Origin of the sequence: Paenibacillus sp. PsM32 (genome assembly GCF_030433815.1) — a bacterium.
GTDB classification, from domain to species: Bacteria; Bacillota; Bacilli; order Paenibacillales; family Paenibacillaceae; genus Saccharibacillus; species Saccharibacillus kyungheensis.
Window position 1 is genome coordinate 26262 of the sequence record NZ_JARUWY010000010.1, and the last position, 12911, is coordinate 39172.

The 12911-nt window shown below is 38.9% G+C and carries 8 protein-coding genes; 6 read left to right on the forward strand and 2 right to left on the reverse strand.

Translation table 11 applies throughout. The features are described from left to right. Nucleotides 1-304 precede the first annotated feature (304 nt). The gene (locus QCD85_RS17675; protein ID WP_273615971.1) at nt 305-1348 is read right to left on the reverse strand and encodes a glycoside hydrolase family 53 protein; all 1044 of its coding nucleotides are present in this window, start codon (nt 1346-1348) and stop codon (nt 305-307) included. A gap of 580 nt (nt 1349-1928) precedes the next feature. Between QCD85_RS17675 and QCD85_RS17680 the strand changes: the two genes are divergently transcribed. From QCD85_RS17680 to QCD85_RS17695, 4 genes are all read left to right on the forward strand, one after another. Then, nucleotides 1929-3533 carry an N-acetylmuramoyl-L-alanine amidase gene (locus QCD85_RS17680; protein ID WP_301263400.1) on the forward strand — a complete coding sequence of 535 codons (1605 nt, stop codon included), beginning with the start codon at nt 1929-1931 and terminating at the stop codon, nt 3531-3533. 157 nt (nt 3534-3690) lie between these two features. After that, nucleotides 3691-4851: a C40 family peptidase gene (locus QCD85_RS17685; protein WP_301263401.1), complete on the forward strand. Its 1161-nt coding sequence runs from the start codon at nt 3691-3693 to the stop codon at nt 4849-4851. 327 nt (nt 4852-5178) lie between these two features. Further along, a complete protein-coding gene (locus QCD85_RS17690; protein ID WP_301263402.1) occupies nt 5179-6906 on the forward strand; it encodes a carboxylesterase family protein in 1728 nt (575 codons plus the stop codon). 181 nt (nt 6907-7087) lie between these two features. Beyond that, nucleotides 7088-8695 (forward strand): ATP-binding protein, encoded by a 1608-nt coding sequence (locus QCD85_RS17695; protein WP_301263403.1) that lies wholly within the window; start codon nt 7088-7090, stop codon nt 8693-8695. Between the two features lie 104 nt (nt 8696-8799). Here QCD85_RS17695 and acsA read toward each other — a convergent pair whose 3' ends face one another. Next, complete coding sequence (acsA, locus tag QCD85_RS17700; protein WP_274170161.1) at nt 8800-10524, reverse strand: acetate--CoA ligase; 1725 nt, start codon at nt 10522-10524, stop codon at nt 8800-8802. 433 nt (nt 10525-10957) lie between these two features. On the opposite strand from acsA, the gene QCD85_RS17705 reads away from it, so the two are divergent. After that, the gene (locus tag QCD85_RS17705) at nt 10958-12055 is read left to right on the forward strand and encodes an acyltransferase family protein (protein WP_301263404.1); all 1098 of its coding nucleotides are present in this window, start codon (nt 10958-10960) and stop codon (nt 12053-12055) included. Between the two features lie 196 nt (nt 12056-12251). Further along, on the forward strand, nt 12252-12884 hold the full coding sequence (locus QCD85_RS17710; RefSeq protein WP_274170159.1) for a GNAT family N-acetyltransferase: 633 nt from the start codon (nt 12252-12254) through the stop codon (nt 12882-12884). Nucleotides 12885-12911 lie beyond the last annotated feature (27 nt).

Genomic DNA, 12911 nt, shown 5'->3' on the forward strand with positions numbered 1-12911 from the left:
CCATAAAAATGAAATCCACAATCCTATAAAAAAACTACCTACTACGCAACCCAAAAATTACAACTAAAAGCCACTCCCACCACATTCATCTAGTCTTTTAGTATGTTCCTATCCAAATCTACCTCACCGCACAAGCGAAAGGGAAAGTATAGTCCTGAAAGAGTGAAGCGCTCGCCTTTGAAGAAAAATGCCGACTGCCTAGCAAGTCATTTCAGGCATTCTTCTTCAACAGCGACGACAAGGACAATACTGCCCCTGAAGCGATTTCCCTTTCCAGCACCAAACTCAACTATCACTCAAGCTTTTAGTTCAAAAACGCATCTAAAGCAATAGTCACTTTCCCTTTAGAATCAAAAGCACCTTTGGTATAAGCGTACCATGTACCGTAAGATTGAGGCTCCCAATAGAATACGCCTAATCCTTTACCACCGGATACCGAACGTGTTTTGTTCAAAATATCAGTCAAAAATGCTTTGGAGGTTGTAGGATCACTGGCATCCATGCCAACTTCACAAACCATCACTTCTTTGCCATAACGAGCAACCATATCATTCATATTGGTTAGCGTTTGTTGTGTTAACGTCTGCCAGTTGTTTTTATCAGGATATAGTGACATACCGATTACATCATATTTAGCACCATTTGCTTTGAGCCCGTCAAACATCCAGCGGTATAACGAATTATCATATCCATTAGATAAATGAACGATAACTTTGGTGCTACTATTTACCGCTTTGGTTGCATCATAACCGGAATTAATCAACCATGCGAAGTTTTTCATATTTGCTGAAGCGCGTCCTTCTTCCCATAACATACCGTTGTTCGTTTCATTACCCACTTGTACCCATTCAGGTGTAACACCTTGAGCTTTGAGAGCGGTCAATACATCATACGTATGGTCATAGACAGCTTTCATCAATCCATTAAAATCTTTAGTTGCCCAGTCTTTCGGTTTGGTCTGATTCGCAGGATCTGCCCATACATCGCTATAATGAAAATCGATCATAATACGAAATCCCATTTTTTTAGCACGAACGGCTTGTTTGATTACATCTGCTTTATTGGAAAAGTTTTTAGCTGGATTTACCCATACACGTAGACGAATCGAATTCATCCCATGATCTTTTAAAATTTGTAGCGCATCTTGTTTGACACCTGCATCATTATAAAAAGCCCAATTGTACGATTCCATCTCTGATAACCAGCCTACATCCGCACCTTTGGCAAAAGTCGCTGCATGTACTGTAGGTGTAAGCGGAGCAACACTATAACTTAACCCTGTAAGAATAGAGAGACTAAGTACAACCCCGGATATACGTTTCATGATTTTACCAGACCACTTGAACATAAATAACCTCCTAGAATTTTATTGTATGCGTTTACATTAAATCTTAAAAAAATGATTCCTTTTAGCAAGGAACATCACTTATTGTAGCTTGACTATCCTGCTAACGTAACCTATAAAAACTCAATATTTCAGCACTTTTGACAATAAAGATTCGTAAATAACATTTTCCATACTTAGGTATACAAAATAATGATTGTTGCTATATCAAGATAGCTCTTACACAATATGTTAAAAACTACAGACTGGTGATTTACAATGTAGAAAATACCCTTTATGATATAACTGTTGTTACATAGTAAAGATTACGTATAACAAACTTAATTTTGCTTACAAAGTTGCTGTTTATATAAACGATTTTTCTTTTTAAAAGGAGTTGCATACGTAATTGGCGAAATAAATAACAAGAATGTTATAAAAATGTTTCAATCGCTTAAAGGTTATGCCTGAACTTACCGATAAATAAGGTATTCAGTATTTCCTTTTGACCACACAATCGGGCTTCTTGACATGTAGTTGTATCACAATAATGACTGGGACATCGCATCATACATAATGTGAACCAGGGAATGGTAGGGATAATATGAAAAAAACAGGTTTGTGGATGCTAACGTTAATAATGATCTTCATGATAGTATTGCCTGCTACAGGACATGCTGCAATTACAGAAAGCACGCATATTAATTTGGATGGACAAGAGCTAGCTTTACCAGCAAGCGGGCAAGTAGAGACTGTTAATGGCACAGTGATGGTACCGTTACGTGTGATCGTTGAACAATTGGGCTACAAAGTAGGCTGGTCGAACCGTACACAAACAGCAACAATCAAGCAAGGCAAAACAACATTACAATTAGCAGCAGGAAGTCATACCGCTACCGTTGATGATAAGGCGATTGATTTGCCAGAAGCGCCTTTATTGCAAAATGGAACCACCCTTGTACCGCTTCGATTTATTAGTGAAAATACAGGCACAACTGTGAAATGGGACAATACAGCCAAAACAGTGTATTTGACTACTCCTAAAAAAGTAGTCACTCCTGCAAAAGGTAACCCTACAGACACAACTACGACAGCAGATACGGCTGATCAATCTGCTTTGCAAGCTATTAGCTTTAGTGATAGTCGCTTAACAGTTACATTAAATGGAACAGCATCGCCTAAATATAGTGCTTTGACTAATCCTAATCGAATCGTTCTTGATTTGCCGAAAACAGCTTTTTCTGAATCCTTTTTAAATGGTAAAGTGATGAATCTGGGCAATGTAGGCAAAGTAGATGTCACAGGTGATCCAGATGTAGCAGGTATTCGGTATTCTCTATTTAGCAACGAACCTTCTACAGTGCGTGTAGTAATGGATCTTAACAATGCACAGAAATATAAAGTCATTAACAATAACAAAGGTGTAGTTATTGTAGAGTTAGATGGAGCAGTCAAGCCATCTTCTACGATTACGAATGGAAATGGTACAGCTAATAATGGAAATACACAAGTCTCCAGTAATCCAAATACATCAACAGATCCAGTAGTAGTAACCAATCCAGATGGTTCAACATCTACTGATCCGAATAGTGATCCTACGGCTACACCAACCGATACACCTTCCAAAGCTGTACCGGTGACACCAAGTTCTGGGCCTGGTAAAGATGGCAAAAAATTAGTGGTCATTGATGCCGGTCATGGTGGCAAAGATTCAGGAGCAATTAGTATTACAGGCAAATATGAAAAAAACTTTACTTTACCCGTAGTACTTAAAATTCAAGCGTTATTGGAACAAGAGCCTGATATTGATTTTGTATTAACACGTAGTGATGATAGCTATCCTACATTGCCGGATCGAGTAAAAGTGGCTAATGATCTGAATGCAGATGTATTTGTATCTATTCATGGAAATAGTACAACTTCTGCTGTTTCTCCAAGCGGTACAGAAATGTATTATAGCCGTTCAAGTAGCTTAACCCTTGCACAGATTGTGCATAAGCATGTAGTAGCTGCGCTTGGATTATCAGATCGTGGTATTCATCAGAAGAGCCTTCATGTGACAAGAGAAACAACAATGCCTGCTATATTGATCGAGGCTGGATATTTAAGCAATCCGACAGATGAAGCTTTGATGTATACCGATGCTTTTCAAGAACAATTGGCAGAAGCAGTTGTGGCTGGAATTAAAGAGTATTTAGGTGTCTTGTAAGCAGGTTATACCATTTCATTGAAACTTTAATGTTTCATTTTAAAGAGTGTGTGGTAATGAACCACGGTAAACTAATGACGAACTTGTCATTTTTAGTGGTTCATACATAACTCTACATATCAGACAGAAGGCAACAGCATTTTCAAGGAGGGCATCTATGAAACGAAATCTCATCACTCTGGTAACAGCAGCTGTGTTACTGACTTCTACGCCTCAAATGATGGAAGCAGCAACAACGCCTGTACCTGTGGGTAAAGTAAATCTACCTGTCAACTTCCGTTCAGGTCCTACACCAGATAGTACAGTATATGGCACACTTCAACCGGGCACTAATATTAAGATTCTGCGCGAAGTTAACAGTTATTGGCTACGAGTAAAAGTAGGAGTCAAAACAGGCTATGTATCGGCAAGCTATATCAATTACACGCCGAAGCCAAAAGAATCTAATCCGGTGAGTACATCACCAGCATCGAATACAGTATCCAGTCAAGAACAATCTTCCAAATTGCAGACTGCTAAAGATACACCGTCAACGCCAACGATTACTCAAGCAAGTGCGCCTGCTCCGGCACCTACAAGCACACCGGTAACACCTATACCACGTACAAATGATCCTGGTACAGGTATTGTAGAACGCGGAGTGAACTTTCGAGCAGAGCCTACAACAGGAAGTGATGTGTTACGAGTATTACCTGTTGGTGAGACATTCAAAGCGTTAGAACAACCTAGTGTATCTTGGATCAAAATTAAAGACAGTACTGGAACAGTAGGGTATGTATCTACAGATTATGTTTCCTATACACTACCTGCATCGGCTACACCTATTTTGACAAGTCTACCAGTAGATGCTATTCCAGAAGTGGATGATACTCCGTTTCAACCACCTGTGACGGTTACATCGCCACCTACACTGGCAACAGGTTCACCATTAGATGAAGCTACAGCGGATCTTATTTTAGGTAGTGCATTAGCATTACAAGGTATTACACATTATGGATATGGTAAAAATGAAGCACCTACGTTATTCGATTGTTCTTCATTTACACGATATGTATTTGGACAAGCAGGAATTGATCTTGCCTGGGGCACACAATACCAGAAAAATGTAGGTATTGAAGTTGAACGTGGACAATGGCAAAAAGGGGACTTGCTCTTTTTCTCAGGCGGCGACCCGAATGTGATTTCTCATGTAGGCATATACGCTGGCGATAATAAGCTAGTTCATAATAGTGTGAGTTTGGACGGAATTGCTATTTCTAATCTTGATCTAGATTATTGGGTGAAGCATTATGTAACAGCTCGTCGTGTTTTACAATAAATAACATTGATGTTAAAGCTCTGGTAACTATAAAAGCAAACCGTTATTTTCTTTACAAAGTGTAGAGAAAGGAACGGTTTGCTTTTTTTTATAAAACTATTGTAAGCGTTATCAGAAGTGTGTATACTACACATCATATAAAGGATTGTTACTGCGTGTAGCAGGCAAAACCTAATTTAGCTATAGAAGGACACATTACTGTGTATTTCTAGCGCCGAATTAGGTTTTTTTATGTCTATTTTTATTAGACAGCGCTTATTCATACACTTTTCTTTATATATTCACTTGATGCAATGGCTTGCGGTACATAATGAAGGAGGTATTCAAATGAAGATGAACAAAAAAGGAACATGGTTGTGGTTGCTCGTATTAATGTGTATATTATCTAGCAACGGTACTGCTGAAGCAGCCGTTCAATCTAACCAAACAAAGAGTGATACGATGAACTATAAATATCAAAATGATGTGACACAACCAACAAGCGCCGGTATATTCACAGGGTTACAGACAGGTAACAACAATACATTAGTATGGTCAGGTATACCTTATGCACAAGCTCCTGTAGGAGATTTGCGTTGGAAAGCACCTCAATCCCTACCATCATCTGCGAGTGAACATTATAACGCACGTCAAGCAGGCAATATCTGTACTCAATTAGCAGATGGCAAAGTCGTAGGCGAGGAAGACTGTCTATATCTTAATGTCTATCGTCCACATACGACAGCTACTGATCTGCCTGTACTTGTATTTTTGCATGGAGGAGGTAATGTGACAGGTAGCTCTGCGGCTTTGGAAGCAGAATCATTGGCTACCAGTACAGAATCGGTTGTTGTTACTGTTAATTATCGCTTAGGATTATTAGGATGGCTTAACAATACTACAATCAAAAGTGGTAATCCGCTAGAGGATTCAGGCAATTTTGCGCTGTTAGATCAGATTGCAGCACTCAAATGGGTACAGCAACAGATAGGTAGTTTTGGTGGTGATCCAGACAATGTTACACTGGGCGGTCAATCTGCGGGCGCTCGTGATGCGTTGGCATTGGTCATTTCACCGCTTGCCAAAGGGCTATTCGCTAAAGTAATGCCTTTAAGTGGTGGTATGACTACAGCTACGCCGGCGGAAGGACAAGCGTATTCGGATAGCAAGCTAGCCGCAGTACTGGTTCAAGCAGGCAAAGCCAGTACAACAGCAGAAGCTATGACCTATCTTCAAAAAACGGATGCGCAAACATTACAGCAAACATTACGTTCATTAGATAGCAAACAGTTGGTGCAAGCAGTCGGTAGCGTGATGATTCGAATGTCTGAATTTCCGCATTTATTTGCAGATGGTCATGTATTACCGAAAAATGGATTTGATGTCGTACAGACCGGACAATACAATCGTGTTCCGATGTTAATTGGTAGTATGAAAAATGAATTCAATGTATTTGCTGCCTATGATCCAGAATTTAGTAAGCAATTCGCTTCAAATTCATGGACACCAGCAAAAGAAAAGCAATTCTGGCAAGCTACCCAGTATGGAAGTCAATTATATTCTGCTTTTAATGCAGATCAAGTAGCCGATAGATTTACAAAAGATACTCAAGCGTTACCGATCTATGTGTATCGTTTTGCATGGGGTACAGAAGTGAAAGGTCTGCAAGCACCAGCTAAATATTTAGCCGCTACACATGGAGTAGATATGGACTTTTTGAGTGGTCATTTTGCTGACAGTAATTACGGGTTACTATTCAAAAATCAATTTTATAAAGACGATAATGAAGCTGGAAGAATACAATTGATGCATCGTTATCGCCAATATATTCGTCAGTTTTTACATGATCAATCGATGCAAGTAAGCGCTACACCGGCTTGGACATCTTGGCAACAATCACGTACATTATTGCAATTTGATGCTACCAATACCAAAGCGATATTAAAAACTATCCAGCCAGCACCGACTTCAGCTAAAATGATGTCGACTATTCAATCATCGTTATCGAATACTGCGAAGTCTGTGGTATGGGATAACGTATTAAAAGGTAGATTCTTTATGGATGCTCAATATTAAAAAAATACATTTTTTTGTAAAAGTACTGGATAAGTGAGTGATTTTCACGTATTCAGTACTTTTTATTCTATATTTATAATAGAAATTCGTTTGAATAATCATATACTTGTTTAAATTTAGCTATAATTATATGATAGATACAACTGATGGTTGAACTTGATAACAATATTTGGGAGGCACCATGAATATAGATCCTAAAATAGCAGCAGTCGATTGGGAATATGTGGTACAAAATTTAAAATCTTCGGTAACGATTGCTGATGCAAGAAGAAGTGATTTCCCGCTTGTTTTTGTAAATAGTCATTTTACCGAGTTAACAGGTTATACCAAAAATGAAGCGATCGGATACAATTGTCGTTTTCTACAGGGTGTAGATACTGATCCAGCAGCAGTTAAAAAGATTCGTGAAGCTTTAGCTAAGCAAGAATCTGCTGTGATCGAAATTTTGAATTATACCAAAGAGGGAACTCCTTTTTGGAATGAAATTAATTTAGATCCTATTTTTGACCGGAATGGTGAATGTCATTATTTTGTAGGGATTCAATTTGACATCACAGATCGCAAAACAGCGGAAGAACAAGCCAAGCGTGCAGCAGAATTAGCAGAAGCAGCTAATCGCGCGAAAAGCCGTTTTATTGCAAATATGAGTCATGAGTTTCGGACACCATTGAACGGAATTATTGGAATGACTGAATTGATCTTATTAAGTGAGATCGATCAAGAACAACGTGATAATATGAAGATTGTCCAAAATAGTGCAGAAACGTTGTTGACGTTAATTAATGATGTACTTGATTTCTCCAAAATCGAAGCGGAAAAGATGAATCTTGAGAATATAGAATACAATATTCATGAATTGATGGATATTACGATCAAAGCGCATCGTCCGTTAGCATTGGAGAAAAAAATTGATCTATTATTGCACATTGGCAAACGTGTACCCAAAATCGTAGTCGGTGATCCACATCGATTAAAACAAGTGCTGAATAACTTGATTGGTAATGCGATTAAATTTACGAGTCAGGGTTCAGTGAAGATTTCTGTCGAAGGGCAGGAATTAATCGAAGATAAATTGATGCTTCATTTTAAAGTAAAAGATACAGGGATCGGTATTGCAGAAAAAGATATGCCCAAGCTATTTAAAAGTTTTAGTCAGGTCGATGATTCACAGACACGCGAATTTGGCGGCACTGGTCTAGGGCTAGTCATCAGTCAGCAGATCGTTGAGTTAATGGGTGGACATATTACAGTAGATAGCGATGTAGGAATCGGGACTATTTTCCAATTCACCATTCCTATGGCTTATGCTCATACATCAACAAGTGAAGGTGTAGATACAGAATATGCTCCTTCTCATAAGTCTATAGAACCACCTGTAGAAACAGAAGAGGAATCTAATGCTAGCGGACTGAAAGTACTTTTGGCAGATGATGACCGAATCAGTCGTCTAATTACGATGCGTATGTTAGAAAAATTAGGTCACCGAGCAGAATCTGTCGAAAATGGTCTAGAAGCTGTGCGCACGTTAGAAAAAGATTCTGGTTATGATCTTGTACTAATGGATATTCAGATGCCTGTTATGGATGGACTTCAAGCTACAGATGAAATACGGAACTCCGGCAAAGTCAATCGCAATGACATTCCGATTATTGCTTTGACAGCTCATGCGTTCAAGGATGACCAAAAGCAAATTATGGCTTCCGGTATGAATGGTGCATTATCTAAGCCATTGCCTATCCAAAAGCTTGCAGAAATTATTGATTCTGTGAAGCAAGAGCAACAGAAATAAAAGAATACCGTCTATAGATATAGCAAAATATAGCATGATAAAAAGCCGCCTTTGATATACAAGGGCGGCTTTTGGTCTATCACAAATGAAATAGATATAGAACGTTAATCTTCAATCGTAGAGAGATCACCTGTAGGAAGCTCCAATTCCCATGCTTTTAGCACACGACGCATAATTTTACCACTGCGTGTTTTGGGGAGTTTGTCTTTAAATTCAATCTCACGCGGAGCAGCATGAGCAGACAATCCTTCTTTCACAAAGCGAGTGATCTCTTGCTTCAATTCTTCTGTAGCTGTATATCCTTCCCGAAGCGAGATAAATGCTTTGATCACTTCACCACGTACAGGATCAGGCTTACCGATAACACCTGCTTCAGCTACCGCAGGATGTTCTACCAATTTACTTTCTACTTCAAATGGACCGACACGCTCGCCAGACGTATTGATGACGTCATCAATTCGACCCTGAAACCAGAAGTATCCATCTTCATCCATATAAGCAGAATCTCCTGAAATATACCATCCCGGAATACGTGTATATTCTTCAAATTTGGCAGGATTGTTCCAAATTTTGTACATCATTGATGGCCACGGTGTTTTGATCGCTAGATTACCCATCCGTAGTGGAGGGAGCACATTACCCGCATCATCGATAATAGCAGCTTCTACGCCCGGAATCGGACGTCCCATAGAGCCAGGGCGAATATCCATGCGCGGATAGTTACAGATAAGCTGTGCGCCTGTCTCGGTCATCCACCATGTATCATGAATCCGTTGTCCGTAGACACGATAGCCCCAGCGAATAACTTCAGGGTTTAGCGGTTCGCCTACACTGAGCACATGACGAAGCGAAGAGAGGTCATACTGCTCAACCACTTCATCGCCAGCACCCATTAACATCCGAAAAGCTGTTGGAGCACTATACCATACCGTTACTTGATAGCGTCCAATCGTCTCATACCAATCTTGCGGGCTGAATCGCCCTCCACGCACAACATTGGTCACTCCATTTAACCAAGGAGCAAAAATACCATAAGACGTCCCTGTCACCCAACCAGGGTCAGCAGTACACCAATAAATATCATTCTCTTGAAGATCGAGTACAATTCTGCCGGTATATTCTTGCTGAATCATAGCTCTATGAACATGATATACACCTTTAGGCTTGCCTGTAGACCCAGAAGTATAGTGAAGGATTAGACCATCATCCAGATCTACCCATTCTATCTCTGCTTCTGTCGAAGCTTGTTGCATTTCTTTGGCAAAATCAATATATGGAGCTGTAATGTCTTGCTCATCTCCAACAAGAATGACATGTTGAAGTTCAGGTAATTCGTGACTAGGCACCCGTTCAACCAATTTGGGTGTAGTGATGATAGCTACAGCACCACTATCTGCAAGACGATCTTTCACAGCTGTTTCCATAAAGGCTTCAAATAATGGCCCAGCAATAGCACCAATTTTAATAATACCAAGCAATGTGAAATACAGTTCAGGAGTACGAGGCATAAAGATAAACACGCGATCACCTTTGCCAATGCCTAGTTTGCGTAGCATATTAGCAGCTCGATTCGATTGTTGACGCAATTGTTCAAAGGTATACGATTCGCTTCGTACAGGATCACTATAATGCAAAGCAATATGATCACGACGTTCTGAAGCAGCATGACGATCGATCGCCTCGTAAGCAAGATTGATATTGCCCGTTTCATGCCAAGAGAATCTTTTTTCTACATCTGCCCAGTCAAAAGAACGACTAGCTTCCTCATAATCCATCATATTGGCTTGTGTAGCTTCTACAGCAATGATTTCCACGTTATCTTTTCCCATAATGACCTCCATGATTATTGAGATACGATCTTGTGTTTCGATTACCATATATAGCGCTTACAAAAAACAATACTACGATTTCACAAATTGTTCAATTTTATATTTTCCTGTAGTATAGCATAGCGAAATATTATTTTTTTTACAATTGATTTTGCATCATAATCATGAAAAAAATCATGAATTTACATTTTAACTATAAATTATGACAACTTTGTAGTAATATATAACGAATGAAAATGATTCAAAGTGAATAATTAAACTGTTTTATAAAAACATAGTAATTCAAAACGAATAATCACACACTATAATCATCTTCTTTTTGATCTATATTTCTATGTCTAATATTACAGTTGAACCAAAAGTAAGGAGAGATGTCACACGCTATCATTGAGCATTTTAGGAATGGTTAATTGAAAAGGAGGTTATTAACGGAATGAATTCAAACGCGATCTCTACTAAAAAAACGATCAGCGAAGTAGGCTTGATTCGCGCGATCGCTTGTATGAGCGTTGTATTACTGCATTCGATTAAATTTACAACAGGGGAAAGTACAGAGGGTGCTATTCAGTTTGGACTATGGACGCTAGCAGGACTTCTTTCTTTTGGAACATCGACTTTTGTGTTTATTTCAGCATTGGTTCTTGCTTATTCTTATCCTAATCAGCTACCGAAGCAATTTTATAGCAAACGTATCAAGTTTCTTTTGATTCCTTTTGCTTGTATGGCTGTATTTTATGCTGTGATGTCTGGTGTATTGAATGGATGGTCGATTCCTAAGCTAGTGGTCTACAATATGCTCGGAGCTTATCATGGCTGGTTTGTACTGGTTATTTTCCAATTTTATATTCTTCATCAATTGTTTAATAAGTATATTGCCCGTTTTGATCCGCGGTGGGTTCTAGCTATTGCTCTTATTATTAATGTAGCGTATCTTGCTTTCTTTAATCTGGTAGCACCGCCTAGTAGCAATCAGTATATTGCTTATATTTGGGATCGAGGATACTGGATGCCATTTACAGGATGGGTATTTTATTTTGCTCTCGCTTATTATTGTGGTAAACATTATCAAACATTTATGCAATATATCGAAAAATACAAAGTCTGGATTTACGCAGCCTTGCCTGTATCGTTAGCCATCATTATTTATAACAATATGTATGCTAGCTTTGGATTTGGATCGAAGCGTATGGATATGATTTTGTTTACAGTTTTGTTAATTTTCGTATTGTTTTTAGCTTTTCGTAATGTAACCAAAATGCCGGCTGTATTATCAATCGTCAGTCAGTACTCATTCGGGATCTATTTATTGCATTGGTTCTATCTACAAATGATGGATATAGCGATCGAGACGTTTGCTGTATCGCTTGGCTATTTTGAGATTCCATTGTTGTTTGTAGGAGGATTACTCTGCTCTTATGTGACTATTAATCTATTAAACCGGATTAAGATTGGTAAATATATTGTAGGTCGAGTCAATGTACCCAAATCTTCTGCTCCAGCTTCCAGTCGTAGCTTGGCTACTGAAAATTAAATTATAGCTTGATCTATAGAAATCAAAACCTTCTCGCATAATGAGAAGGTTTTTTTCTGATTGTTGCTGATCTACATAGCTACACATACATTTACCTTGAAAATCAGTATAATAGGAACATAAGGAAAGCGTTATCATAAAAGTAGACGATCTCATTTACAATATTGAATACTTCCATAAAGAAAGGAATCCCAGTATGGAGCATTTGAAAATTCCACAATCGGAAACACTTGTGTCTCCTCGGTGCACGTTACAACTAGAAGGGCCTGTATCACCGGCACATATTCGTACCAAAAAAATGCATCCTCAATTAGACGCATTTCGTCGTCCAGCCGAACAATGGGAAGCATTGATCGAAATTGCTGAATTGGATGAAGGGCGCATTATTATGGCTTGTGATGGCGAGGTCATTGTCGGATATGTAACATTTCATTATGCAGATGAATATGAGCGCTGGTCGGAAGGCAATATGGAGGATCTAATCGAACTTGGAGCGGTTGAAGTAGCGAATGATTACCGTGGACTTGGTCTAGCCAAAAAGTTGATACAACTTTCTTTTCGCGAAGAACAACTTGATCGAATGATTGTATTTACGACAGAGTATTACTGGCATTGGGATCTTGAGAATACAGGGCTAAACGTCTGGGATTATCGCAAAATGATGGAGCAGTTAATGAAAAATGTTGATATGGTCTGGTTTGCAACCGATGATCCTGAAATCTGTTCTCATCCAGCGAATTGCTTGATGGTACGTGTAGGAAAATATGTACCGCAATCTTCGGTCGAAGCATTTGATCGCCTTCGATTTCGGCAACGATTTATGTATTGAATTTCAATCACAGAAAGGAGAATTGAT